Raw genomic sequence first — 24074 nt, 5'->3', positions numbered from 1 at the left:
GTCTCGTTGTTGCGTCGGAATGTGTACCGACCAACGGTCGGTACCTACCGCGTTGCGGGGTCGGTGTAACGACCCGCGCGGTTACTGCGCGTCGGGGTGCTTGGCCGAATAGCCGACCAGGACCGGCTTCACGCCCTGCATCACGAGCGCATAGCTGACCTTGTCGAACGTGCGGAACACCATGGCATGGGCAGCGTACTCATCGGGCAGGGAGACGCGACCGGCACCGGTGGTGAGCGAGTCGTCCATGCGCGAGGAGTTCGGGTACTGCATGCGGTGGGCCACATGCCGGCCCTGGCGCCACAGCGACACCACGGTGCCGTTGTCGATGCCGTTGGCGCTGCCCGCGGAGATCGCAATGACGTCGCGCGGACCGCCGGCCAGGTACATGTCCGTTACCGCCAGCACGCGCATGTCCAGCCCTTCGATCTGGGCGGTCGGTGCATGCGGGAAGAACTGCAGGTCGTACGGGTTGGCCTCGACCGGCACCAGGCGGTCGCCGGCGCGCACTTCGCGTCCGTCAACCTGGCCCTGCAGCGCCAGCGTGGTCACTTCCGACTTGCCGTCCGGCAGCTTCACCACGGTGCCCACGTTCAGCTGGGCCAGCTCGTAGCCGAGCATTTCGTTGCGCTTGCTGGGCGCGGCCACGAAGTTCTTCCACAGGTTGCCGCTGCCCGGGGTCACATCGCCATTGGCGGTGAGATCCTCGGTGGGCTTGGGCAGCGAGTAGCGCACCGTGGTGCGGACCACGGCCCAGCGCTGGCCGACCTGTGCGCCGTCCAGGCCACGCACATAGGCGGTCTGGCCGGTGGTGGCACGCAGGCGGTTGTCTTCCAGGGCAACGACGTAGGGCAGCGAGTCGATCTCGTCCACCACGCTGAGCTGCTTCAGGAACGGTTCGACCTGGCTCAGCGGGATCGCGTTGATCGGCGCGTCCTGGCGCGGGCCGGGCTGGGCCACGACGCGGTCCAGGTAGGCCAGGCTCAGCACGTCACCCGGGTAGATCAGGTGCGGGTTCTTGACCTGCGGGTTGGCCTGCCAGATTTCCGGCCACAACCACGGCTTTTTAAGGAAGCGCGCGGAAATATCCCACAAGGTGTCGCCCTTCTGGACAACATAGGTTTCCGGGTGCCCGCCATTCACTTCAACGGCGGTAGCATAGGTAGCCACGGTCAGCATCGCGACAGCGACGACCGTACGAGTTCTTTCAAACATAGGTGTGGTGCCTGATTCCCCAACAGGTTCGAGCACTATAGTCCAGAAACCGGGGCGCAAGGCAAGCGTTGGCGATAGAATTGCGACGTACGCCGCTATAAGGGCGCCCCTCAACGGTATTTGTCATGGCTATCCTGCCCATTCTCGAGTTCCCGGACCCGCGCCTGCGCACCAAGGCGGCGTTGATCGACGCTGCCGAAGTGACCACGCCGGCCTTCCAGGAACTGATCGACAACATGTTCCAGACCATGTACGAGGCCCCCGGTATCGGGCTGGCCGCGTCCCAGGTGGATGTCCACAAGCGCTTCATGGTCATCGACGTCAGCGAAGAGAAGGACACCCCGCGGGTGTTCATCAACCCGGAGATCGTGACCCGCGAAGGCGGCCAGGTCTACCAGGAGGGCTGCCTGTCGGTGCCCGGCATCTTCGCCGACGTGACCCGCGCCGACAGCATCACCGTGCGCTTCCTGGACCGCCAGGGCGTGGCCCAGGAGCTGACCACCGACGGCCTGCTGGCCGTCTGCGTACAGCATGAGATGGACCACCTGGACGGCAAGCTGTTCATCGACTACCTCTCGCCGCTCAAGCGCGAGATGGTCCGCAAGAAGCTGGCCAAGTCGCGCAAGCACGTTGCCTGACCTGGCTGCGGGCGCGGTGGCGCGGCCTTTCCGCGCCCTGCGACCGGTTGTTCGGCGCCGTGCCCCGGCGCCGTTTTTCTTTCTGCAAGTGGGAACGCCATGAAGATTGTCTTTGCCGGTACGCCGGAGTTCGCCGTGTCCTCGCTGCGCGCCGCCGCGCGCCACCATGAGGTGGTGGCCGTGTACACCCAGCCGGACCGCCCGGCCGGCCGTGGCCGTGGGCTGGCGCCCTCGCCGGTGAAGCTCGAAGCGATCGCGCGTGGCATTCCGGTGTTCCAGCCCGAATCGCTCAAGAGCGAACAGGCCCGGCAGCAGCTGCGGGACCTGCAGGCGGACCTGATGGTGGTGGTGGCCTACGGGCTGATCCTGCCCAAGGCCGTGCTGGCCATTCCCACGCATGGCTGCTGGAACGTGCATGCCTCGCTGCTGCCGCGCTGGCGTGGCGCCGCGCCGATCCAGCGCGCCATCCAGGCCGGCGATACCGAAAGCGGCGTGTGCCTGATGCAGATGGAGGCCGGGCTGGACACCGGTCCGGTGCTGCTGCGCCAGCACACCCCGATCCAGCCCGGTGAACTGGGTGGCTCGCTGCATGACCGCCTGGCCGAGCTGGGCGCGCAGGTGCTGTCCGATGGGCTGGGCCTGCTGCGCGCCGGCCTGAAGCCGATCGCCCAGCCGCAGCCCGAGCAGGGCGTGACCTATGCGCACAAGCTGGACAAGGCCGAGGCCCGGCTGGACTGGTCGCAGGAGGCCCAGGTGCTGGAGCGCACGGTGCGCGCCTTCAACCCGTGGCCCATCGCCGAGGCCCAGCTGGCCGGGGAGCGCGTGCGCATCCACGGCGCGGTGGCGCTGGCCGACAACCAGGGCAAGGCCCCGGGCACCCTGCTGGCGGCCGGCCGCGACGGCATCGACATCGCCTGCGGGCAGGGCGCCCTGCGCCTGCGCGTGCTGCAGCGCGACGGCGGCAAGGCGATCACCGCGGCCGACTACCTCAATGCCCGCCGCGACTTGATCGTGGGGCGCTGAGATGACCCAGCCCCGCCAGACCAAGCCGTCGCCCTCGTCGTCCGCCATGGCCCCGGGCGTTCCCACGCGCGTGCTCGCCGCGCGCGTGCTGGCCCAGGTGATCGGCCGCGGCCGTTCGCTCAAGGCCGAGCTGGCCACCGCCCTGCCGACCCTGGACGACAGCCGCGACCGCGCGCTGCTGGAGGCGTTGTGCTTTGCCGTGCTGCGCCGGCGCACCGCCTATGACGCCGCATTGGCCAGCTGGATGCCGCGCCCGCTCGGCGCCCGCGAGGATGAGCTGCGCGCGCTGCTGCTGGTGGGCTTTGCCCAGCTCGATGCGCTGGACCTGCCGGCGCATGCAGCGCTCTCGGCCACCGTCGAGGCGGCCCGCGCAATGGGGCGCGAGCGCCAGGCCGGCATGGTCAACGCGCTGCTGCGCCGCGCCCAGCGCGAAGGCATTCCGCCGCTGCCGGCGCGCGACGCGTTCCCGCTGTGGCTGGCCGAGATGATCGAGCAGGACTGGCCCGATCAGGCCGCGGACGTGTTCAACGCCAGCCTGCTGGCCGCGCCGCTGTGGCTGCGGGTCAACCGCCAGCAGAGCACCCGCGAGGCCATGCTGGAGAAACTGGAGGCGGCCGGCATCGCCGCCGAGGCCAGCGCGCTGGGCGCCGATGCGATCCGCCTGCCGGTGCCGGTCGCCGTGTCGGCCCTGCCCGGCTTCGCCGAGGGCGCGCTGTCGGTGCAGGATCTGTCCGCCCAGCAGGTGTCCGATGCGCTGGCGGTGCCCAAAGGGGCGCGCGTGCTGGACGCCTGCGCGGCGCCGGGTGGCAAGTCGGCGCACCTGCTCGAACGCGACCCCAGCCTGCAGCTGCTGGCGCTGGATATCGATCCGCGCCGGCTCAAGCGCATCAGCGACACCTTCGCGCGCACCGGCGTGGGCGCGAAGGCGCAGGTCCGTGCGGCCGATGCGACCGACCCGGCCAGCTGGTGGGACGGGCAGCCGTTCGATGTGATCCTGCTCGATGCCCCGTGTTCGGCCACCGGCATCATCCGCCGCCAGCCGGACGTGCTCGTGCATCGCCGCGCGACCGATATCGAGGCGCTGGTGGCCCTGCAGGCACGCCTGCTCGACGCCTGCTTCAGCATGCTCGCGCCCGGTGGCACCCTGCTGTACGCGACATGCTCGATCCTGCGCGAAGAAAACCAGTTCCAGGTCGAAGCCTTCCTGCAACGCACGCCCCGCGCGGGATTCCTGCCATTGGGTGACGCCTTCGGCCATGATTCGTGGGCCGGTCGCCAACGCCTGCCGGGTGAGCACGATGCTGACGGTTTCTTCTATGCGCGTCTGCTAAAGAAGGGCTAGTTCCCCCCGTTAGAATCGCGCCCATGCTGAAAACCCGCGCGTCCCGAGAGTTCTGGTTGCTTGCCCTGATGGCCCTGCTGGTCATCGGGGCGGGCCTGGGGATGCGGGATCCCTGGCCGTCGGACGAGCCCCGCTTCGCGCTGGTGGCCAAACAGATGGTGTTGAGCGGGGACTGGCTGTTCCCGCACCGCGGCACCGAGCTGTACTCGGACAAGCCGCCCATGCTGATGTGGTTCCAGGCCACGCTGTTCACCGTGCTGGGCAACTGGCGGGTGGCGTTCCTGCTGCCCTCCCTGCTGGCCGCGCTGGGCACCCTGGCCTGCGTGTACGACCTGGGCCGCCGCCTGTGGACCCGCCAGGTGGGCCTGTACGCCGCCTGGGCGCTGCTGTTTGCGGTGCATTTCACCTTCCAGTCGAAGCGGGCGCAGATCGATCCGCTGGTGGTGTTCTTCATCACCCTGGCCAACTACGGGCTGCTCCGCCACCTGTTGTGCGGGCCGGCCTGGCGCTGGTGGTGGCTGGGCTGGTTCGCCGCCGGGCTGGGCGTCATCACCAAGGGCGTGGGCTTCATCGCGCTGTTGATGCTGGTGCCGGCGATCATCGCGGCGGCCCTGGGCTGGCCGCGGCTGCGCCTGCACCTGCGCGACGTGCGGTTCTGGCTGGGGCCGCTGGCCTTCGTGCTGGCGGTGGCGTTGTGGCTGGTACCGATGGTGGTGACCGCCACCAGCAGCGGCCTGGCCGAGTACCGCGCCTACATGAACGACATTCTGTTCAAGCAGACGGCCAAGCGCTACGCGCAATCCTGGGACCACCACAATCCGTGGTGGTACTTCCTGGGCGTCATGCCCTCGATGTGGATCCCCGCGTTCCTGCTGGTGCCCTGGGCCATTCCGGCCTGGTGGCGGCGGCTGCGCCGGCGCGACCCGCGTTACCTGCTGCTGCTCGGCTGGTGGCTGCTGATCCTGCTGTTCTTCTCCATTCCGCACGGCAAGCGCGACGTGTACATCCTGCCGGCGCTGCCGATGTTCTGCCTGGCGCTGGCACCGCTGCTGCCGGGCCTGTTGCGCCGGCGCGACGTGCAATGGGTGCTGGGCGGCTTCGCCGCGCTGCTCACCCTGGCGCTGCTGGGCATCGGCGTGGCGATGCTGGCCGGCGACCCGGGCTTCGAGCGCAGGTGGATCTTCGAGCGAGGTGTCAGTGGCGGGCTGACCGCCACGCTGGGCTGGGTTGCCCTCGTGCTGGGCAGCTGGGGCCTGGTGAGTCTGGCGTTCAGCGGCCGGCGCCGGTTCCACTGGGCGGTGGTGTCGATCCTGGCCCTGGCCTGGGTGGCCTATGGCCTGGTGGGCTCCCCGCTGTTCAATGATTCCAGCTCCGCGCGCGGGTTGATGTACCAGACCGGGCAGCGGATCGGCCCGGACGCCGAGCTGGGCCTGGTCGGCTGGAAGGAGCAGAACCTGCTGATGTCCGACCGCCCGGTGCGCACATTCGGCTTCAGGCGCCGCTGGTATCGCCAGTTGCAGGACGGCCGCGAGTGGCAGGCGCAGGACCCGGCGCGGCGCTGGCTGCTGGTGCAGGAGGCGGCCATGCTGACGTGCGTGGATCGCCGCCAGTCCGAACGCGTCGGTGTGGCCAACCGGCGTGGCTGGTGGCTGGTGCCGGCGCACGCCTTCGAGGGGCAGTGCCGCCCCAGCGCCGTCGAGCTGGCCCGCATCCGCCGTGAGCAGGGCAAGGATGACGACGAGCAATAGCCGCAGGCTCATGGATCATTACAGACCGATCGGCGACAATGCGACCCGCTCGCTGATACCGGGCCGGATCCATTGACGTACCGACGCCCACCTCCCGCTGTCCGCCCGAGTCGCATTGAACGTGAACAACGCGCTTCCCCGTAATGCCGGCGCCAACCCTGTACTGGCGTGGGCGTTCACCGTGGTCCTGGGCCTGTCGCCGGTGTTGCTGATGTCGACCCTGGACGGTGGCAGCGCGGGTTACTACGGGCTGGTGCTGCTGAGCTTCATTGTGCTGGCCTGGGTGCGTCGCCCGGCCACGGGCACGGCGTGGTGCGACAACCGTCGCGAGTACCTGTGGATGGGGCTTGGCGTGGCGGTGATGCTCATCGGCGTGCTCACCAGCCTGGCGGTGCATGGCATCTGGAAGGGCTCGGAAGTGGAGAAGGCCGTGCGCCTGCTCACCGTGCTGCTGATCCTGGCCGCCGCGCTGCGCATTCCGCGCCGGGTGCTGGTGCATGCGGCGTTCGGCTTGTTGGTGGGCATCTGGTATGCCGTGATCAACGTGGCCTGGCTGGTGCTGAGCACCGGCACACGGCCGGCCACCCGCCAGTTCAACGCGGTCACCTATGGCGACCTGACGCTGCTGTTCTCGGCGATGGCCTTCCTGCTGCTGGGCGTGCGCATCACGCGGTTCCATCGCACCGAATTCGCGCTCAAGCTGGTGACCGGCATCGCCGGCGTCGCTGCATTCCTGGCCACCCAGACCCGTGGCGGCCTGCTGGCCATCCCGTTCTTCCTGTTTGTCGCCCTGCTGGTGCAGGGCCGCCGCCTGAACCGGTTCAAGGCGCTGGCGGCGCTGCTGCTGCTGGGCGCGGCCGCGGCCATCGTGGCCAGTGACGGCTCGATGCGTGAGCGCATCCATCTGGGCGTGAGCGAATTCGACCAATGCCAGGTGACCCACCTGTCCGACACCTCGGTGTGCATCCGGCTGCAGTTGTGGAGCGCGGCCGGGCACATGATCCGCAGTGAGCCGGTGTTCGGTGTGGGCGGTGGCGACCGCTTCCGCGAGGAGCTGGCCCAGCTGGCCGACGCCAAGCAGGTGACGCCGACCGTGGCGCGCGATTTTGGCGAGACCCACAACGACCTGCTGTACTTCCTGGCGACCTATGGCGTGCTGGGCGGTTTGGGGCTGGTGCTGCTCTACATCGCGCCGGGCTGGCTGTTCGCCCGGCGCCTGCGGCTGGACATGACCGACCGCAGCACGCGCCTGTTCGCGGGTGCGGGACTGATGATCTGCGTGGGCTTCATGGTGTTCGGCCTGACCGAGATGATGTTCCGCGACATGCGCACCGCCTCGTTCTACGCCACCTGGATCGCCTTCTTCCTGGCCCTGTCCGACCCGCTGCGCCTGCGCACCGACGCGCGGTAGAGCGGACTGGTAGAGCGGACTGTTAGTCCGCTGCTCCTCCACGCAACACCGCTTCATAAGAAGCCTCAGTCAACCGGCTGAAGGTCTCCAACCCAAACGCCTCAACGGCATGCGCACGCGCGGCCAGCCCAACCTGTGGCAACGCCGCACGCTGCTCATACAGCGCCGTGACCTGCGCGGCAATCGCCCCCACATTCCGCACCGGCACGATCCAGCCGTTGCGCTCATGGGTGATGTTCTCGGGCAAGCCCGCATAGTCGCTGACCATCACCGGTTTGCCCATCGCCATCATTTCGCGGCACGCAAACGAGATGGTTTCCACATCGTAGGACAGCACGAAGCCGGCATCGCCGCTGGCCACGAACGGGCGGATGTCCTCCAGCAGCCCGGCAAAATGTACCTGTGCGGCCACGCCGAGCTGTTCCACTTCCGCCACCAGTTTCGGCTCCGGTTCGCGCCCGGCCACGGCCATGTGCACCTTGCCGCGCAGCGGTTCGGGCAACGTGGCGATGGCGCGCGCCAGGTCGATCCAGCCCTTGTGGTCGTCGGTACCAGCGTTGCTCACCAGCACCAGCGCATCGGGATCCAGCGTCCAGCGCGCGCGCAGCGCAGCGCCGTCGGCGGCCGCCACCGGTGTGAAGTGCTGCAGGTCCACGCCATTGCGCACGACATCGATCGGGCAGCGTCGGTAGGGGCTGTCCAGCAGCATCTGCCGGGTGTGTTCGGACACGGCGATCACCCGGTCGGTGCCCCACCGCGCACGCACCGCATTGCCGAAGGTGTTGCTGGATTTGCTGTTGTGCTTGGTGAACACCAGCTTGGGCCGCCGGGGCAGGCCGGCCACCGCTTCCATGGCGACGCGGTGGTCGCGCGCACCGTTGGCGTGCACGATGTCGATGCCATGCTGCTGGATCAGGCCGCGCAGCGTGCGCAGGTCGGCCCATTGGCGGCCCAGCGTGGCCAGGCCGCTGCTGAACGCGATCTCGACCGGCTCGGCGATGTCTTCCTGGCGGACCACGCGCAGCACGCGGCTGTCGGCAGGGGCGGCCATGAACACCTGGTGGCGCGGCGACAGGGCGCGCGCCAGCGATGCAAGGTAGGTGGTATGGCCGCCGCCATCGCCGGCGTGGAAGTTGGTGTAGAGAATCTTCATGGGGGTCTTCGGTAAAACGCCGATGAAGTCTGCCACAGCCATGTTCAGGCGGCGTCGCCAGTGCGCGGTGGGTCGCTGACCGGCTGGCCCTGCTGCAGCATCCACAGCATGATGGTCTTCTGCCGCACGTAGTTGGCGCGCACGTAGGCGTACACCAGCCCGTGCCAGCCATCGCGGAACCCGCCGCGCAGCAGCAGCCCGCGCCAGAAGCGCCAGGCCGGTGCCAGCACCAGCTTGGCCAGCGTCGCACGCTTGCCGCGCGCAAATTCGTGCTCGGCCATCATCCGCGCATAACGCTGGGTCTTGGCCAGCTGCTGCTCCAGCGACCGGTACGGGTAATGCACCAGGTCGCCGTGCAGGGTGCCGACCTGGCCGTCCACGCTGGCCGCTTCGTGGATCTCGCGGGTGCCCCGCCAGCCGCCGTGGCGGCGGTCGAACAGGCGCAGCACCCGGTCCGGGTACGCGTTGCCATGGCGCAGGAACTTGCCGAAATACTCGGAGAGGCGGGCGAAACGGTAGCCGTGATGGCCGGCGAAGCCGGTGGCCTGGGCGGCCAGGATCGCCGCCTGCAGCGCCGGGCCGACGCGCTCGTCGGCGTCCAGGCACAGCACCCAGTCGTGGCTGGCCTGCGCCACGCAGAACGCCTTCTGGCTGCGGAAGCCGTCGAACGGCCGCTGCAGCACCCGTGCGCCCGCAGCGGTCGCGATCGCCACCGTGGCGTCGGTCGAATAGGAGTCCACGACGATCACCTCGTCGCAGAAGGCCAGCGAGGCCAGGCAGTCGCCGATGCGGTCGGCTTCATTGAACGCGATAATGCAGGCCGAGATGCGAGGCCGTTCAACGGGAGCGGTCGTGGAGGACATGATGGCCGAGTACCTGTTGTTTGCGACGGAGCGCTATGCGTTGCCTATTCTCGCCCCTCTGGCCCAGGCGTTGCACGCCTCCGGTCAATCGGTCTCGGCCTGGTTCGCCGATGGCGCCGCCGGCGCCAGCCTGCCGGGCGTGCCCAATGTCGGCCTGAAGGAGGCGTTGGCGCTGCGTCCACGCGCGGTGTTCAGCGCCGCCAACTGGGTGCCGCCGTTCATTGCCGGGGCCAAGGTACAGGTCTTCCATGGCTTCAACGTGCAGAAGCGCGACAGCGCGCGCGGCCATTTCCGCGTGCGCGGCCTGTTCGACCTGTACTGCACGCAGGGCCCGGCGACCACCGCGCCGTTCCGTGCGCTTGCCGAGCGTGAGGGCCACTTCGCCGTGGCCGAGACCGGCTGGCCCAAGCTGGACCCGTTGTTCCTGGACGACGGCGGCGCAAGCGCGGCGCTGCGCGCGCCGGCGCAGGGGCGGCCGGTGATCCTGTTCGGCTCCACCTTCACCGAGCGGTTGAGCGCGGCGCCGCACCTGTACGCGCAGATCGCCGCGGACATCGCGCGCGGCGAGCGCTACTGGCTGCTGACCCTGCACCCCAAGTGCGCGCCGGAGCTGTTCGAGCGTTACCGCGCGCTGGCCGGTGCGAACGCCACCTTCATCGAGCCGGAGCAGGTGATGGCCGCGCAGCGTGCGGCCGACGTACTGGTGTCCGACACCTCCTCGATCGTGTCCGAGTTCGTGGTGCAGCACAAACCGGTGGTGACCTTCCGCAACCGGGTGCCGCAGCCGCACATGATCGATTTCGACGATCCGGCGCAGTTGCCGGCGGTGCTGGCGCGCGCGCTGGATCCCGAGCCGGCGTTGATGGCCGAGATCCGTCGTTATGCCGATGACATTCATCCGTGGCGGGATGGGCGCTCGAGCGAGCGCGTCATTGCCGCGACCGAGGATTTTTTGTCGGGCGAAATGGGGGCGCTGAAGCGCAAGCCGTTCGGGGCGTGGACGCGTGGGTTGCAGATCCGGAAGGACCTGGGTTATTGGGGGCCGTCGAAGCGCTGAACGGTGTCGGTGGGCTGCGGTTGCCACGCATGGCGTGGCACTACGGATTACGGGGGCGCGGAATTTTCCCGGGCCGATGGACGATCCGTTCGACGGTAGAGCCACGCCATGCGTGGCTGCTCGCGGTCACCGGTACGGGCGGCGCTTTACGAATGCCGCGTTCAACTGTTCGAACACCTCGCGCGCCTCGGCCTCCGGCAGATACCGCAGGCACAGCGCGATGCTGCCACCGGCGCCGGCCGTATCCAGCCATACGCTGCTGGTGCCCAACCAGCGGTCCAGCGGGGAGCGGCTCAGCCGCAGCGACTGCAGCTTGTCCAGTTCGGCAAAGCGCCACCAGCGCTGCCACCAGCCGCCGCGCACCGCCACATAGCGCGCGTCCAGGTGATATCCCATGCGCGCCATCGTGCGGTGTGCGCGCAGCGCCGACCACGGCAACCACGCCAGCACCGCTGCGCCCCACGGGCCGACCTCCCACACCGCCCCGGCCGCCAGCAACGGCACGATCAGCAGCGCCGGCAGGCACAGCCGCCACCAGCCGCGCTGCGGCACCGCGTGCCACTGCGCGGGCGGCCACTGCAGCTGCGGTAGCAGGTGCTGCACCAGCGCATCGCAGGCGGCGGGGGTGGCCAGCGGCGCCAGCTCGCGCAGGTCGCGGCGTTCGCCATCGGTTGAAACACCGGCGGCGATGTCGATGCGCAGGTGGCGGCGCTGGAACCAGCGCTGCAACGCGGTTTCGCGCAGGGTCCAGGCCTGGATGCGGCGCCGTGCCACGCTGGTGCGCATGCGTGTCAGCAGCCCGCTGGCCACGGTCAGGCGACGCTCGTGCTCGGTCAGCCGGAAGCCGTGGTAACGCAGCAGCGCCAGCACCGCCGAGAGCACCCGCAGCATCACCCAGAACCCCGCCACCATCACCAGCGCGACCAGCACCCAGACCCAGGTCGCCGGGTGCAGGTGGCTGGCATAGCCGAAGGCCTGGCGCCCGCCGTATTCGATGGCGTCGCTGACCGCGCCACGGGGGAACAGCTGGTACGACGCACCGAACATGGCGAGCACCACCACCCAGCCCCGGTTGGACAGCAGGCCGATGCGGATCACGTCGGCGGTACTCAGCTGCAGCAGTACGTCGTCGGCCGGTGCCGCCGGCGTTTCGACACCGGCATCCTCGACCGGCGCCGCCTGTTGCCCGCGCTGGCGTACCAGCTGCTCCAGGGCCAGCGCCTGGTCCAGCCGCAGCACGCGCATCTCGGCCTCAGGGCGATTGCCACCGGCCGATTCCAGGCGCAGTTCGGCCACGCCGAACAGGCGGTGCAGCGGATTCTGGTGCACCACCACGTTGTGGATGCGCGCGAACGGAATCTCGCGCCGGTTGCGCGACACCAGCCCGCTGCGCACGCTGATCGCATCGCGGCCGATGCGGTAATGAAAGGTCAGGTACTGCAGGATCGAGACCGCCACCAGCACTGCGATCACGATCAACGTGGTGAGGTAGGACCACATCTCGTCGCGGTCGCCGCGGTTGCCGAACACCAGCAGTGCCACCAGCGGCAGCAGGAACTGGCGCAGCTGCATCAGCATCACGAACAGCCACGACCACGGATGCAGCCGCTGGTCGGGGGCGGCGTCAAGCGGCGGCGGGGTACTCACAGCGCGTCGTCGTCCCGGTCCAGCTGGTGGCCCAGCGTGTCGCGCAGGCGTTCGGCGTCGGCCTGGTCCAGCCCGCTCAGCGATACCGCGCTGAAACGGCTGCCGGCGGTGTGCACCACCAGCGTGGCCAGCCGTGCGGTGCGCTCGATCGGGCCGCGGCGCAGGTCCAGGTGCTGTACCCGCGACAGCGGCACCTGTGTTTCCAGCTGCCACATCAGGTCGCGGCGCACGCCCAGGCCCTGCGCATCCAGTCGCCACCAGGTGCGGCGCTGTCGGCGGTAGCCGAAGAGGGCGCCGATCAAGGCGCCGGGCAGCGGCATCGCGGCCGCCCCGATCCAGCGCATCGGCAGATCGAACACGATCCACAAGGCGCCCAATGCGCCGCCGATCAGGATCGCCCCGGTAATGCCGCCGGCGACGCCCGCCAGGGTGGCCGCACGTCGCGGCAGTGGCTGCCATTCGGTCTGCGACGGCAGCGGCGGAGGAGTGGGCAGCGGGGGAACGAAGGCGGGGTCGGACAAGGCGGGGCGCTCGGCAGGAGGAAACATGCCGGGCGCGGTGGTCAGCGCTGCAGCGCCCGTCGCGCAGACGGTAGCAGGTTGCCGCGTGCTATTGCGCGGCCTGGATCAGGGCATCCACGTCCAGCAGGTGGCCGGCACGTTCGGCCTTGGTGCGCAGGTAGTGTTCGTTTTCGGCGGTGATGTCGCCGGTGACCGGCACGCAGTCCACCACCTCGATACCGGCATGGCGCAGGCGCTGCGCCTTGGTGGGGTTGTTGCTCAACAACTGCACGCGCTGCACGCCCAGGCCCTGCAGCATGGCCACGGCGCTGCCGTAGCGGCGCTCGTCGGCGCCGAAGCCCAGCTGCGCGTCCGCGTCGATGGTGTCCAGCCCGTCGTGCTGGTAACCATAGGCGCGCATCTTCGCGGCGATGCCGGTGCCGCGTCCTTCCTGGTCCAGGTACAGCAGCACGCCGCCGCCCAGTTCCTTCAGCTTGCGCAGGCCGCGCCGCAGCTGGTCGCCGCAGTCGCACTTGAGCGAGCCGAACAGGTCGCCGGTCAGGCATGACGAATGCACGCGTACCGGCACCACGCCCGACAGGTCCGGCGTGCCGACGATGATCGCCACCTGGTCGCGCTGGGCCACGCCGCCGCGGAACACTGCAAATTCGGTCATGCCCACCTCGCGCAGCGGCACCGGCGAGCGCGCCACCAGTTCGTAGGCATGCGCGGCCTGCTCGGCGCCCTGCGCCAGGTCGCACAGCGACACCTGCGCGCAGCTGTCGAAGCGGGCATCGCCGGGCGCCAGCAGCACCCCAACCATGGCCGGCAGCAGCAGCCCGAGGCGGGCGATTTCCACCGCACCGTCGTCCAGTGCCTGGCCAGCGGTCCAGCCTTCCGGCATCGGTTCGGCCTCGCGCAGGTAGCTCAGCGAGGGCAGGGCGTCGAAGTCGATCCCGGCCAGCGGCACGCGCGCGCCATGCTCGGCCGCCACGCCCAGCACCCGCGCCCGGGTGGCGGTCAGGAACAGGTAGTGCTGGCCGGCCGCGACCTCGGCGAACGCGCCGTAGCTGCTGCGGGTACTGCTGTCCAGGGCGATGAACGCCAGGCGCTGCCCTTGGCCGTCATCGATCACCACCGGGCGGCCGGCGCGCAGTTCGGCCACCGCGCGCTCGCAGCGGATCGCGGCCGGATCGCCGAACGGAGAGGAAGCAACTGGGGACATGACAGGGGCCGTGGGGGACATCGTGGGTTCCACAGTGGGGTCGGATGGCGCCGATTCAATCGCAGCCGGCGCGACAGTGCGTCGCAGCCGGCCGTGCCTCAGTGAGGCCGAGCTTCAATGAGGCCGAGCTTCAATGAGGATGTTCTTCGGTGGCGTACGGGTCCACTTCGCCGCTGTGCGGTGGGCGCAGCGTGTAACGCTTGTAGGTCCATTGGTACTGCGCCGGGTCGCGGCGGGCGATGGCCTCGATGCCGGCGTTGAGCGTGGCCGCGGCGGTGCGTGGGTCCGGATCGGCCACGCCCGGAGCGGCCGGGGTGATGTGCAGGGCGAACTGCATGCCCGGGCCAACGCGTTCGCACCAGCCGTACAGCACCGTAGCACCGGTACGCTCGGCCAGCCGGTTGACCAGCGTCATGGTCAGCGCCTCCACCCCGAAGAACGGCGCGAACACGCCGTCGCCTGCCTTGGGCTGCTGGTCGGGCAGGATCCCGGTGGCGCCGCCGTCCTTGAGTACCTTGAACAGCTGGCGCACCGCCGGGCCCTCGGCCCGGACCTGCTGGACATTGCTGCCACCCCGCACCAGCTGCAGGAATTCGTCGCCCACGGCCTGGTCGGGCGCCTTGTAGACGATGGCGATGGGCCCGCGCGAGGCCAGCCACTGGTTGAGCAGCTCCCAGTTGCCATAGTGCGGGGCGGCCACGATCACGCCCTTGCCGCTGGCCAGCGCCGCGTCGTACAGCGCGGCGCCATGGCACTCGGTCAGCAGGGCCAGGTTGCGCTCGCGCGGCTGGGTCCACAGGCGCAGGGTTTCCACCGCCTGCAGCGCGGTCGAGCGCAGCACGCCCCGGTGCAGCGTGTCGCGTTCGGCCGGGGACAGGTCGGGATAGGCCAGTTCCAGATTGCGCCGGGTGACCCGGCTTTCACGGGCGTTCATGCGGATCCACAACCACGCCAGGGCATGGGCGAAACCGCGCAGCCAGGACCAGGGCAGGCGGGTGAACAGGGCAGCGGCGCGGTAGGCCAGGCGGGCGGTGGTATGCGGTTTCATCGGGTCGAAGTCTAGCCGGTGCGCGTCCCGGGCGGTTTGCCGCGCCCGGTCGGGCAGCTTTCCCAGGGGCGCGCGCACCCACTAAGGTAGTCCGCCACCCCTTGATGGAAGCCCTGCCATGCTCGTCCTCATCCAGCGCGTCACCCAGGCCAGCGTCAGCGTGGACGACGCCGTGGTGGGCCAGATCGGTCCCGGCCTGCTGGCCCTGGTCGGCATGGAGCCGGGCGACACCGAGGCGCAGATCGCACGGATGGCCGATCGGCTGCTTGGTTACCGTGTGTTTGCCGATGAGACCGGAAAAATGAACCGGTCATTGGGGGAGTCGGGGGGCGGTCTGCTGCTGGTGAGCCAGTTCACCCTGGCTGCGGACACCGGCAGCGGGATGCGCCCGGGGTTCAGTACCGCTGCGCCGCCCGCCGAGGCTGAACGTGGATTCAACCGATTGGTGGAGATCTGCAGGCAAAAGCATGCCGTGGGGGTGGAAACGGGGCGGTTTGGCGCCCATATGGTTGTCAGCCTGGTCAACGATGGTCCAGTGACCTTCCTGCTCAGACCCTGACCCCCGGGACCACCGCCCGGGCCGGAGGGGCCTGGGGCTGGTATAATGCTAGGTTCTATTCCTAATCCCTGCCGGTGGCGCGAGCACTACATGGCCAACGAACGTCCTGCCCAGCAAAACGACATCAAGCTTCTGATCAGCAAGGGCCTGGAACAGGGCTACCTGACCTACGCCGAAGTCAATGACCACCTGCCCGACGACATTGTCGACCCGGAGCAGATCGAAGACATCATCGGCATGATCAACGGCATGGGCATCGATGTCCATGAAGTGGCGCCCGATGCCGAAACCCTGCTGCTCAACGACGGCAACACCGGTAACCGCGAAGTCGATGACACCGCGGCCGAAGAAGCTGCCGCCGCACTGAGCGCACTCGACACCGAAGGTGGCCGCACCACCGACCCGGTGCGCATGTACATGCGCGAAATGGGTACCGTCGAGCTGCTGACCCGCGAAGGCGAAATCGCCATCGCCAAGCGTATCGAAGAAGGTCTGGGCCAGGTCCAGGCCGCACTCGGCACCTTCCCGGTGTCGGTCGAATCGCTGCTGTCCGATTACGAAGCCCACAAGGAAGGCAAGAAGCGCCTGGCCGAAGTGATCGTTGGCTTCAACGACCTGGTGGAAGAAGTCCCGGCCCCGGCCGTGGCAGAAGACACCAGTGACGACGCTGACGAAGACGGCGACGACGACGAAGAAGACGGCGACGACGTCGAGGAAGAGGCCGGCCCGACCGGTCCGGATCCGGAAGAAGTCGCCCGCCGCATGCAGGCGCTTGCCGATGCCTACGCTGCCTTCAAGAAGGCGTCCACCAAGGCCGACCGCAAGCCGCTGACCAAGCTGCGCGACGACATGGCCGCCGTGTTCGTCACCCTGAAGCTGCCGTTGCCGCTGACCGACGTGCTGGTCAAGCAGCTGCGCGACGTCATGGCCGACATCAAGGGCCACGAGCGCCGCGTGCTGAACCTGGCCACCGTCACTGCCCGCATGCCGCGCAAGGACTTCATCCGCTCGTGGGAAGGCAACCAGACCAACCTGGAGTGGGTGGAAGACGCACTGAAGCGCAAGCAGAAGTGGTCCTCGGCCCTGCGTGACGTCAAGGACCAGATCATTGCCGAACAGCAGTCCACCATCGACATCGAGAAGAACACCTCGCTGGAGCTGGAAGAGCTGAAGGAAATCAGCCGGGCCATGGCCTACGGCGAAGCCAAGGCGCGCAAGGCCAAGAAGGAAATGGTCGAGGCCAACCTGCGTCTGGTGATCTCCATCGCCAAGAAGTACACCAACCGCGGCCTGCAGTTCCTCGACCTGATCCAGGAAGGCAACATCGGCCTGATGAAGGCCGTGGACAAGTTCGAGTACCGCCGCGGCTACAAGTTCTCCACGTATGCGACCTGGTGGATCCGCCAGGCCATCACCCGTTCGATCGCCGACCAGGCGCGCACCATCCGTATTCCGGTGCACATGATCGAAACGATCAACAAGTTGAACCGCATTTCCCGCCAGATGCTCCAGCAGTACGGCCGCGAGGCCACGCCGGAGGAGCTGGCCAAGGAAATGGACATGCCGGAAGACAAGATCCGCAAGGTGATGAAGATCGCCAAGGAGCCGATCTCGATGGAAACCCCGATCGGCGACGACGAGGATTCCCATCTGGGCGACTTCATCGAGGACACCAACGTGGAGTCCCCGATCGAGAACACCACCAACATCAATCTGTCTGAAACCGTGCGCGACGTGCTGGCCGGCCTCACCCCGAGGGAAGCCAAGGTGCTGCGCATGCGCTTCGGCATCGACATGAATACCGACCACACCCTTGAGGAAGTCGGCAAGCAGTTCGACGTCACCCGCGAGCGCATCCGCCAGATCGAAGCCAAGGCGCTGCGCAAGCTGCGTCACCCAAGCCGCTCCGAGCAGCTGCGCAGCTTCCTGGATATCGATTGATTTCCAGGTGGTCGCGTAAATGAAAAAACCCCGCTTCGGCGGGGTTTTTTCATGCCTGGTCCGGCGGCGGATGCGCAGCCGGGAGACGGCGCACCGCGCGGCGCGGTAGGGGCGGTTCCCTAGCGACTGCCGACTCTGCCCATCGGCACGGTAACGCATGACCCCAGGTGAAGATCGCCTGCATCCACGCCGCACCGACCTGGCGGCCGACGAGGCCGGTGACGCCAGACCCAGTAGCAAGCCCCGGCAGGCCTCCACTACACTGTGCACCCGCGCAGGGCCTATAGCTCAACGGTTAGAGCAGAGGACTCATAATCCTTTGGTTCCAGGTTCGAATCCTGGTGGGCCCACCACATAGACGTCCGCCGACGTCCAGCGAAATCCAAAATCCCCAAGTAAACGCTGAATTCGACTGGATCTACCGTCCATCGGCGTCTAGTGGGGTCCACTTGCATCCAGCGAAAAAGTGAGTCAGGATGTGAGTCAAGGGTAGGGAATTCCTGACCCTGACTCACTGGCGGATGACTCACATGCTCACCGACACCAAGCTGCGTGCACTGAAGCCGCAGGCGACGCCGTATCGCGTCGCTGACGCGAATGGCTTGTGCATCGAGGTCCGCCCAACGGGGTCCAAGGCCTGGCGCTACCGCTATCGGTACGCGGGCAAGGCGAGCATCGTCACCATCGACGAATACCCTTCGATGTCGCTCCAGCAGGCCCGTGCCGAGCGGGACAAGCTGCGCGCGTTGCTCCGTGGCGGCGCCAATCCGGCCCACGTGGCACGCGCCGAGCGCGCCGCCCATGCCGACAGGGTCAATAGCACCTTCGGTGCTATCGGCTTGGAGCTTCTGGCCAAGCGCGCGAAAGAGGGGCTTTCCCCCGGTTCGGTAAAGCGCGAGCGCCGCCTGATCGAGAAGGATCTGGCTGCCATTGCGGGTACGCCAATCTCCGAGGTCACTGCCCCCGTCCTGCTCGCTGCACTGCGCAAGCTGGAGCAACGAGGGGTGGTAGAAACTGCCCACCGGGCTCGCTCCCACGCGGGTCGCGTCTTCCGTTATGCCATCGCCACCGGACGGGCTGAAAGGAACCCAGCAGAGGATCTGGCCGGCGCCCTTGAGCAGCCCAAGACCAAGCATTTCGCCAGCGTCACAGACCCGCAGCAGATCGGTCCACTACTCCTCGCCCTGCATTCCTACCAAGGCTCCATGGTGACCCAGGCGGCGCTGAGGTTGGCCCCGCTGTTGTTCGTTCGCCCAGGCGAGCTGCGCAGCGCCAAATGGGCCGATATAGACCTGGCTGCCGGCGAGTGGCGGTACGTCACCAGCAAGACCAAGACTCCTCACATCGTGCCGCTGTCTGACCAGGCCGTACACGTGCTGACAGAGCTGCAGCCGCTTACCCACCGCAGCGAATACGTGTTTCCCGGGGTCCGGAGCGCAGCCCGCCCGATGAGCGAAAACACGATCAACGCCGCGCTGCGGAACCTGGGATTCGACGGGACGATGATCGTCGGGCATGGCTTCCGGGCCATGGCGCGCACCGTCCTGGACGAGGTGCTGGGCTTCCGCCCCGACTATATCGAGCACCAGTTGGCACACGCCGTGCGGGATCCGCTTGGCCGTGCCTATAACCGAGCAACCCATCTGCCCGAGCGTCGGAAGATGATGCAGGCGTGGGCAGACTACTTGGAAGACCTCCGCGAAACCAGCGGAAAAAAGGTTGTCCCGATGCGCAAGAACCGGGCCTGATGGCGCGCTAACGAAGTGGAGAGCAGAAGAGTAGTGACGTAGAAACAAAGCGGCCGAGAAAGGGGCTGGAACCCCTAGCTCGGCCTACCAAAACCGACTATTAGGAGTCGATCATGGATCGCAGCATTATAGAACTTGCGCGTGAACGGGCGCGCATTGCCGACGCAGTTCCCGGCACCCCTGGCATCCCGGGGACCTCTGGGCGCCCGACGTCCCCTCCGTCCCGCTGCCTGCAGCGCTGGCTGGCAATTGGCGGGGAATCCAACCTGTATTGGGCCTGCTGCCTCCTGTTTGCTACGGGCGTGCTACTGGCACTCTTGGGTGACCCCGTAGTGCCGGCCGCTGGGATCGAAGGAGGTGCCTGCCATGGCCCGCTCTGACCACCACCTGGAAGAACAGGACCCGGTAGACCGCCTGATCGCACGTGGAGTGCCGGTGCGCGCCTTGGTAGCGCTGGAACTGGGCGGGGTTGAGTGGCTTGCCCTGCATCAGGATGAGCGATTCCGCCTCTGCTATTACGATGAGAGCGGCGCGGTGGCCACGGAGGAAGTCGATGCAGTGGGGCTGGTGCTGCGGGCGCAAGAGTTGGGCTGGACGGCCATGAGGGATCTGGAGCCGGGCCCCAACCCCTGGATCTTCGACCAGGCGGCCTACCATGTCCTCCGCGGCGTCCATTGGTACGCATCGGCTACCGACAGGACCGATGAAATGCTGCCACTCGGGTTCCCGGCGGCGTTGCTGAAGCGCGCCGCCAAACAACAGGAGCGGGAAATGGCCGCAGCCCGGAAGGCCAGGGCGATCGCCGAGAAGGCTGCAGCCCGCTCACGTAGGCGGGAGAACAGGGAGGCCCGGGCATGGCTGATTGAGTACAGCGCGCAGAAGCACCTAGATAGGGCAAGATCGACCGGACAGCAGCTCACCGTGGGCCAAGCGCGAAAGACAGCCCGCGGCCTGGTAGATGCGGCGGTAGCCCGACTGAATTCACGGAAGCAGGAATAGGAGATCTTCAGATGGCTCGCAATAAAGCCCACAGTCGTGTCCCTAGCTGGTTCAACTTGGCTGCATACGACCGATTGGCCGGCATGGACGCGGCGGGCTGGCTGGAAGTCCTTGAGGCCCTGCTGATGCTACTTGACAGCGATGTAGAGGATCTCGTCGGTCATGCATCTGGATCCACTCCGGACCTAAGTGAACTTGAGAAGCCCTTCCTGCGGTTTCAGGCGAATCCGTCAAGGGGGAGGCTAAATCGCTGGAAACGGAAGTACTCAGTCAACCCGGCGGCCTACGAATTCGGCACTACGCGATCACTCAGCATTGGGGTGGTCGCAAGGATGGGGGCAACATTAGAGCATCTAGAGGGCGGCAAAAAATTCATGAGGGATATGCGGCTATTGGTCCGTAACGAGCAACAGGAGGAGTACTCCTTCGTTGGGATGAGGCGCGCCTACGAGCGATTGGGTGCCTCTCTTGAGCTCTCGGCCACCCCATTTTTTGTGGCACTCAGAGAGTCCTCTTTAAGGGGCGACTCCGGTCCGGGCTTGACGACCAATCGAGCAATTTCCGTAGACATGAGTGCGCCCGACGACATCATTGTGGAGGACTTTAGAAGCTGGCTGGCTGAGATGAGGAAACTGGAGCACCACCGGGCAGCAAGGAGGCGCTTCACCGCAACTGACTACCAGAAATGGGTGAGGAACGGTTATGTGCCCTTACTCGTTCTTGATAAATGGAAGAGGCTAACTGGTGCACGATTCACGTACCCCGACTTCTGCGACGCCGCGTTTCCCCAAGGTCTAAGGGTGGAGGTCGACGACCTAAGGAAGACGCTTTTTCCCAATGCGCGTGCCTGGGCATCGTCGGAGACGATAGAGGCATTGGCCGCACAGGCGGCGCGTGAATCCAATTCACTTAGTCCGGAAAAATAACTGGTATTACTTCTTCCGGAATTTCGGGTGTATCACCGACTTACGGAAATTGCGAGGGCCTGACGGGGCCCTTCATTCGCCCCGCCCCTATGCATACTTTTGTATCCGCCCGGACATTCCCGGGCGGGTGCGGACACCGGTTCGTACTCAGCTAACGGGTACGAACAATGGTCAACTCAACTAGCGCTCTCGACCCCCTGCTTCACCGCATCCCGGACGCTTGCCGCCGGCTGAGCGTCAGTAGGACTACGCTCTACGAACTCATCAAGTCGGGGGAGATCCGGTCAGTCAAGATCGGCAGCCGGTCATTGGTCCCGGAGGCCGACCTTCAGCGCGTTCTCGCCTCCAGGTTGGAGGCCGCGCGATGAGTGGTTTCGACTTTTCCAACCTCACTCCCGACCAAGTACGCCTCTTGGAGAGAGGCGGCTGGACGATGGACTTTCCGCATACCGAGTCCAAGCCGACCCGAAAGGATGCAGTTGGCCTAATTGAGCGCGGCCTGCTCATTGCCGTGAGCGTTCGTCGTCGTGATAGCTATGGCTCGTACACCATGACCGAGTACCGGGTGCCCAAGACGGCTCAACGGGCCTGGGCGCTGCAAAAGGGGGTCCCGCAATGAACGCGGAAAGGATCCCAGCAGGGAACGAGGCCAAGCAAGAGCGAATTCTTATGCGGCTGCCAGCGGTAAGGGGGGCGTGCGGTCTGTCCAGGGCATCTATCTATCAGTGGATCAGAGATGGGCGCTTCCCCGCTCCGATCAAGCTAGGAGCTCATATTTCCGTATGGGATTCGCTGGCAATAAGCGCGTGGATCGAGGCCCGTTGCATCAAGGAGGACGGTCCGAATGTCGAGTAGAACGTCAGAGCTCGTAAGGCATAGTCCGTCCGGCCTGCTAATCGATGTAGTCGGTGGGAAGGTGTTCGGTCCTTCCGGTAGTAGCGTCGAACGGGTGTCGCGTAATGACCCATACATCCGGGTGCTCCAGCGGCTGCCCCGTGGTCGTCTGAAGACTTGGTATGCGCACCGGCTGGTTTGGGAGGCCGCACACGACCTGATCGCCAGCGGGATGCAGATCGATCACCTTGACGGGGATCCCGCCAACAACGCCATTTGCAACCTTGCGCTCGTTACAGGTGCGGAGAACCGTCGCCGACAGCGCGAGCGGTGCCTAGCTAAGTACGGCACCTCCTCTATCAGCGGAAAGCTCACCGTCGAAGAGGTCGAAGCGATAAGAGCGACAGGCGGCGGTGTTCCTGCAGGAGCTTGGGCGCGACGCCTGGGGGTGGATGCCGCAACCATTCGTCGTATCCGGAAACGCGGCGGATAGAGCTGTTTTGATGAACTGGCAAGAGTATTCAGGCGTACTGACCTGGATACCCGCGAGCCCGTTGAACGCCCTTGGGGGGTATATGAAACGAGCAGACAAGTACCGGGTGCGCCCCAGTGGCCGAGGTGAGGGCTATGGGACGTGACCGTGCGCGACGAAGTTCCACCGACAGGCTCGTCAAGGCCAAGGGTCGGTCTGGCCACACCTTTATCCGGCTCAACCACAACATGCTGCGGTCCCCTCAATTCAGAGCATTGAGCGGCACGGCGGTGAAGGTTCTGCTGTTCCTGATGGACCAGTACAACGGAAGTAACAACGGCGACTTGAGCGCCACGGAAAGCATGGTCGAGGGATCTGGGCTGTGTAGCGGCGGCGCTGCTGCAAAAGCGCTTAAAGAGCTCAGGGAGGCGGGCTTCATTCTGCTAACCAGGACCGGGCATAGACGCCGATGCGCGCTTTACGCCGCCACTTGGCATGAAATTCATGAGTGCCCCGGGAAGTGTCTCGAGGTCGCCCTTTCGTTGGTGCCAAGTCACTTGTGGATGGCGAAATCCGTACCCCAAAAAACGGGCCTGTGTACCCCAAAAAAAGGGGTAAATGATCAATGAGCCTAGAGATATGCCGCAAAAAAAGGGGCATAAGTCCAGCTTTGCGCGATTTCTGTACCCCTAATTCTGGGGTCCCTTATATAAATCTACCAAGCGGAGCGGCTTGCGCACTGTCTCTGGCTGTTTTCTTGGAGCACTGCTTCCGGGAGGTCACCTCTTGGACCTGAAGGCAGACTCCGGCATGCGATCGCAATGCGATGGCACTGCGAACGAATCGACTGCGCCGGCTCCAGCCCCGAAGCAGGGCGGTCCCTGGCGGGATGGGTCGATGAACGTGGATCGCGCCTGCAGGGCAGTGGCCGCGGCCTACGGCTGTGGCGCCTGCATGGCGATGGTGTGGCAGGCGAGCTGGGTGGAGGTGCCTGTGGCGGAGGACGGTGCCTCAGATCCAGCGGGCTTAGCAATTCACACCCGAGGCGCCGTTGTGCACGACGCCAGGAAGTACCTGCCACGGGGACGCTCTGCGCGAGCGGCGGCCCTGTCCGCTTTCGATGCGGACAAAAAGCGGACCGTGGAAGAGTTCGACCACGCGACCAACATGCGTGCCGACGCGTCAAATCTAGAATTGCACGCGTCACGGACCCGACGGGTCCACGCCTGGAACAACAAAAAGTTCCCCGGCGTGGTGGTAATCCCGGCAGTTCGCCCTGTCCGGCCCGTCTTGATGGCGCTCGCTGATGCCGAGCTGGGCGGTCCCCTGGAGGATTGGTTGATGCTCTACGCGGCACAGCAGCTCTGGCGGTGGCCTAAGGTTGAGCCGTACTTGGTCGCGCTTGGCCACGATCCTGCGTTCGCCCGGGAGGCTGCAGCGCGATTGCTGGGGCGTGGCCGCAGCTACAAGGATGGTGCGATCAGCGCCGGCACACGCGAATCGGCATACCGCGAGAAGATCCGGGCAATTGAACGGGTCCTGTGGGACTGGCTGGAGCGGGGGAGCTACGCATTGCTGGAAGAGCTGGGCGGATCTGCATCGGAGAACTGGTCTGCTGGAGAGGGCTTGTTGAGCCATGGCGCAGGCAAGCCCATAGACGGAACCCAGATGTAACCCCTGGGTTCTTTGTCAGACGCTCGAAGGGGGATCAGAGGGGTGCCCGGC

At 66.6% G+C, this 24074-nt stretch carries 23 protein-coding genes and 1 tRNA gene; 17 read left to right on the top strand and 7 right to left on the bottom strand.

Features of this window, described 5'->3' with window-relative positions:
• Positions 1 to 81: 81 nt before the first annotated feature.
• Entirely contained in the window at positions 82 to 1215 is a 1134-nt protein-coding gene (locus ACREPD_RS02170) for a LysM peptidoglycan-binding domain-containing protein (RefSeq protein WP_431597765.1), read from the bottom strand.
• Between the two features lie 125 nt (positions 1216 to 1340).
• Here ACREPD_RS02170 and def point away from each other — a divergent pair, with 125 nt between their 5' ends.
• The 5 genes from def to ACREPD_RS02145 all read left to right on the top strand — a co-directional run bounded on the left by def (position 1341) and on the right by ACREPD_RS02145 (position 7377).
• A complete protein-coding gene (def, locus tag ACREPD_RS02165; protein WP_431597764.1) occupies positions 1341 to 1853 on the top strand; it encodes a peptide deformylase in 513 nt (170 codons plus the stop codon).
• 99 nt (positions 1854 to 1952) lie between these two features.
• A complete protein-coding gene (fmt, locus tag ACREPD_RS02160) occupies positions 1953 to 2876 on the top strand; it encodes a methionyl-tRNA formyltransferase (RefSeq protein ID WP_431597763.1) in 924 nt (307 codons plus the stop codon).
• Position 2877: 1 nt separating this feature from the next.
• On the top strand, positions 2878 to 4218 hold the full coding sequence (gene rsmB / locus ACREPD_RS02155) for a 16S rRNA (cytosine(967)-C(5))-methyltransferase RsmB (RefSeq protein WP_431597762.1): 1341 nt from the start codon (positions 2878 to 2880) through the stop codon (positions 4216 to 4218).
• Positions 4219 to 4241: 23 nt separating this feature from the next.
• Complete coding sequence (locus ACREPD_RS02150) at positions 4242 to 5966, top strand: ArnT family glycosyltransferase (protein ID WP_431597761.1); 1725 nt, start codon at positions 4242 to 4244, stop codon at positions 5964 to 5966.
• A 121-nt stretch (positions 5967 to 6087) separates the two neighbouring features.
• Positions 6088 to 7377, top strand: coding sequence for an O-antigen ligase family protein (locus tag ACREPD_RS02145; protein ID WP_431597760.1), 1290 nt, complete (start codon positions 6088 to 6090; stop codon positions 7375 to 7377).
• 22 nt (positions 7378 to 7399) lie between these two features.
• Here the strand turns inward: ACREPD_RS02145 and ACREPD_RS02140 are convergent, their stop codons facing one another.
• Both ACREPD_RS02140 and ACREPD_RS02135 read right to left on the bottom strand, forming a co-directional pair.
• Positions 7400 to 8530: a glycosyltransferase gene (locus tag ACREPD_RS02140; protein ID WP_431597759.1), complete on the bottom strand. Its 1131-nt coding sequence runs from the start codon at positions 8528 to 8530 to the stop codon at positions 7400 to 7402.
• Between the two features lie 44 nt (positions 8531 to 8574).
• Entirely contained in the window at positions 8575 to 9393 is an 819-nt protein-coding gene (locus ACREPD_RS02135) for a glycosyltransferase family 2 protein (protein ID WP_431597758.1), read from the bottom strand.
• Between ACREPD_RS02135 and ACREPD_RS02130 the strand changes: the two genes are divergently transcribed.
• Positions 9392 to 10450, top strand: a complete 1059-nt coding sequence (locus ACREPD_RS02130) for a CDP-glycerol glycerophosphotransferase family protein (protein WP_431597778.1) — start codon at positions 9392 to 9394, stop codon at positions 10448 to 10450. The two genes, ACREPD_RS02135 and ACREPD_RS02130, sit on opposite strands and share 2 nt — an antisense overlap.
• Positions 10451 to 10576: 126 nt before the next feature.
• Here ACREPD_RS02130 and ACREPD_RS02125 read toward each other — a convergent pair whose 3' ends face one another.
• The 4 genes from ACREPD_RS02125 to ACREPD_RS02110 form a co-directional block, all read right to left on the bottom strand.
• On the bottom strand, positions 10577 to 12097 hold the full coding sequence (locus ACREPD_RS02125) for a PH domain-containing protein (protein ID WP_431597757.1): 1521 nt from the start codon (positions 12095 to 12097) through the stop codon (positions 10577 to 10579).
• Positions 12094 to 12645: a PH domain-containing protein gene (locus ACREPD_RS02120; protein ID WP_431597756.1), complete on the bottom strand. Its 552-nt coding sequence runs from the start codon at positions 12643 to 12645 to the stop codon at positions 12094 to 12096. Before ACREPD_RS02120 ends, ACREPD_RS02125 begins: the two co-directional genes overlap by 4 nt.
• A gap of 61 nt (positions 12646 to 12706) precedes the next feature.
• The gene (gene ribA / locus ACREPD_RS02115) at positions 12707 to 13843 is read right to left on the bottom strand and encodes a GTP cyclohydrolase II RibA (protein WP_431597755.1); all 1137 of its coding nucleotides are present in this window, start codon (positions 13841 to 13843) and stop codon (positions 12707 to 12709) included.
• A gap of 109 nt (positions 13844 to 13952) precedes the next feature.
• Positions 13953 to 14870, bottom strand: coding sequence for a lauroyl acyltransferase (locus tag ACREPD_RS02110; RefSeq protein WP_431597754.1), 918 nt, complete (start codon positions 14868 to 14870; stop codon positions 13953 to 13955).
• Between the two features lie 118 nt (positions 14871 to 14988).
• Between ACREPD_RS02110 and dtd the strand changes: the two genes are divergently transcribed.
• The 11 genes from dtd to ACREPD_RS02055 all read left to right on the top strand — a co-directional run bounded on the left by dtd (position 14989) and on the right by ACREPD_RS02055 (position 24023).
• Positions 14989 to 15429: a D-aminoacyl-tRNA deacylase gene (dtd, locus tag ACREPD_RS02105; RefSeq protein WP_431597753.1), complete on the top strand. Its 441-nt coding sequence runs from the start codon at positions 14989 to 14991 to the stop codon at positions 15427 to 15429.
• Positions 15430 to 15519: 90 nt separating this feature from the next.
• A complete protein-coding gene (rpoD, locus tag ACREPD_RS02100; protein ID WP_431597752.1) occupies positions 15520 to 17370 on the top strand; it encodes an RNA polymerase sigma factor RpoD in 1851 nt (616 codons plus the stop codon).
• 277 nt (positions 17371 to 17647) lie between these two features.
• Positions 17648 to 17723, top strand: a tRNA-Ile gene (locus ACREPD_RS02095).
• Between the two features lie 177 nt (positions 17724 to 17900).
• A complete protein-coding gene (locus ACREPD_RS02090; RefSeq protein ID WP_431597751.1) occupies positions 17901 to 19118 on the top strand; it encodes a tyrosine-type recombinase/integrase in 1218 nt (405 codons plus the stop codon).
• A 366-nt stretch (positions 19119 to 19484) separates the two neighbouring features.
• Complete coding sequence (locus ACREPD_RS02085) at positions 19485 to 20117, top strand: hypothetical protein (RefSeq protein ID WP_431597750.1); 633 nt, start codon at positions 19485 to 19487, stop codon at positions 20115 to 20117.
• A gap of 11 nt (positions 20118 to 20128) precedes the next feature.
• Positions 20129 to 21043, top strand: coding sequence for a DUF6387 family protein (locus ACREPD_RS02080; RefSeq protein WP_431597749.1), 915 nt, complete (start codon positions 20129 to 20131; stop codon positions 21041 to 21043).
• Between the two features lie 167 nt (positions 21044 to 21210).
• Positions 21211 to 21411 carry a helix-turn-helix transcriptional regulator gene (locus ACREPD_RS02075; RefSeq protein ID WP_431597748.1) on the top strand — a complete coding sequence of 67 codons (201 nt, stop codon included), beginning with the start codon at positions 21211 to 21213 and terminating at the stop codon, positions 21409 to 21411.
• Complete coding sequence (locus tag ACREPD_RS02070) at positions 21408 to 21662, top strand: hypothetical protein (RefSeq protein WP_431597747.1); 255 nt, start codon at positions 21408 to 21410, stop codon at positions 21660 to 21662. The genes ACREPD_RS02075 and ACREPD_RS02070 overlap by 4 nt, the downstream gene beginning before the upstream one ends.
• Complete coding sequence (locus ACREPD_RS02065) at positions 21659 to 21898, top strand: helix-turn-helix transcriptional regulator (protein WP_431597746.1); 240 nt, start codon at positions 21659 to 21661, stop codon at positions 21896 to 21898. Before ACREPD_RS02070 ends, ACREPD_RS02065 begins: the two co-directional genes overlap by 4 nt.
• On the top strand, positions 21888 to 22370 hold the full coding sequence (locus ACREPD_RS02060) for an HNH endonuclease signature motif containing protein (RefSeq protein WP_431597745.1): 483 nt from the start codon (positions 21888 to 21890) through the stop codon (positions 22368 to 22370). Before ACREPD_RS02065 ends, ACREPD_RS02060 begins: the two co-directional genes overlap by 11 nt.
• An 876-nt stretch (positions 22371 to 23246) precedes the next feature.
• On the top strand, positions 23247 to 24023 hold the full coding sequence (locus tag ACREPD_RS02055) for a hypothetical protein (RefSeq protein ID WP_431597744.1): 777 nt from the start codon (positions 23247 to 23249) through the stop codon (positions 24021 to 24023).
• Positions 24024 to 24074: the final 51 nt, after the last annotated feature.

Source organism: Stenotrophomonas sp. (assembly GCF_050737075.1).
Classification (GTDB): domain Bacteria; phylum Pseudomonadota; class Gammaproteobacteria; order Xanthomonadales; family Xanthomonadaceae; genus Stenotrophomonas.
Note: the sequence above shows the minus strand (reverse complement) of the source record. Positions and strands in the feature narration are given on the sequence as shown.

Excerpts from the sequence above, each read along its gene's own strand:
- ACREPD_RS02170 (WP_431597765.1), bottom strand. The coding sequence starts at position 1,215 with ATGTTTGAAAGAACTCGTACGGTCGTCGCTGTCGCGATGCTGACCGTG.
- def (WP_431597764.1), top strand. The coding sequence starts at position 1,341 with ATGGCTATCCTGCCCATTCTCGAGTTCCCGGACCCGCGCCTGCGCACC.
- fmt (WP_431597763.1), top strand. The coding sequence starts at position 1,953 with ATGAAGATTGTCTTTGCCGGTACGCCGGAGTTCGCCGTGTCCTCGCTG.
- rsmB (WP_431597762.1), top strand. The coding sequence starts at position 2,878 with ATGACCCAGCCCCGCCAGACCAAGCCGTCGCCCTCGTCGTCCGCCATG.
- ACREPD_RS02150 (WP_431597761.1), top strand. The coding sequence starts at position 4,242 with ATGCTGAAAACCCGCGCGTCCCGAGAGTTCTGGTTGCTTGCCCTGATG.
- ACREPD_RS02140 (WP_431597759.1), bottom strand. The coding sequence starts at position 8,530 with ATGAAGATTCTCTACACCAACTTCCACGCCGGCGATGGCGGCGGCCAT.
- ACREPD_RS02130 (WP_431597778.1), top strand. The coding sequence starts at position 9,392 with ATGATGGCCGAGTACCTGTTGTTTGCGACGGAGCGCTATGCGTTGCCT.
- ACREPD_RS02135 (WP_431597758.1), bottom strand. The coding sequence starts at position 9,393 with ATGTCCTCCACGACCGCTCCCGTTGAACGGCCTCGCATCTCGGCCTGC.
- ACREPD_RS02120 (WP_431597756.1), bottom strand. The coding sequence starts at position 12,645 with ATGTTTCCTCCTGCCGAGCGCCCCGCCTTGTCCGACCCCGCCTTCGTT.
- ribA (WP_431597755.1), bottom strand. The coding sequence starts at position 13,843 with ATGTCCCCCACGGCCCCTGTCATGTCCCCAGTTGCTTCCTCTCCGTTC.
- ACREPD_RS02110 (WP_431597754.1), bottom strand. The coding sequence starts at position 14,870 with ATGAAACCGCATACCACCGCCCGCCTGGCCTACCGCGCCGCTGCCCTG.
- dtd (WP_431597753.1), top strand. The coding sequence starts at position 14,989 with ATGCTCGTCCTCATCCAGCGCGTCACCCAGGCCAGCGTCAGCGTGGAC.
- rpoD (WP_431597752.1), top strand. The coding sequence starts at position 15,520 with ATGGCCAACGAACGTCCTGCCCAGCAAAACGACATCAAGCTTCTGATC.
- ACREPD_RS02090 (WP_431597751.1), top strand. The coding sequence starts at position 17,901 with ATGCTCACCGACACCAAGCTGCGTGCACTGAAGCCGCAGGCGACGCCG.
- ACREPD_RS02085 (WP_431597750.1), top strand. The coding sequence starts at position 19,485 with ATGGCCCGCTCTGACCACCACCTGGAAGAACAGGACCCGGTAGACCGC.
- ACREPD_RS02080 (WP_431597749.1), top strand. The coding sequence starts at position 20,129 with ATGGCTCGCAATAAAGCCCACAGTCGTGTCCCTAGCTGGTTCAACTTG.
- ACREPD_RS02075 (WP_431597748.1), top strand. The coding sequence starts at position 21,211 with ATGGTCAACTCAACTAGCGCTCTCGACCCCCTGCTTCACCGCATCCCG.
- ACREPD_RS02070 (WP_431597747.1), top strand. The coding sequence starts at position 21,408 with ATGAGTGGTTTCGACTTTTCCAACCTCACTCCCGACCAAGTACGCCTC.
- ACREPD_RS02065 (WP_431597746.1), top strand. The coding sequence starts at position 21,659 with ATGAACGCGGAAAGGATCCCAGCAGGGAACGAGGCCAAGCAAGAGCGA.
- ACREPD_RS02060 (WP_431597745.1), top strand. The coding sequence starts at position 21,888 with ATGTCGAGTAGAACGTCAGAGCTCGTAAGGCATAGTCCGTCCGGCCTG.
- ACREPD_RS02055 (WP_431597744.1), top strand. The coding sequence starts at position 23,247 with ATGAACGTGGATCGCGCCTGCAGGGCAGTGGCCGCGGCCTACGGCTGT.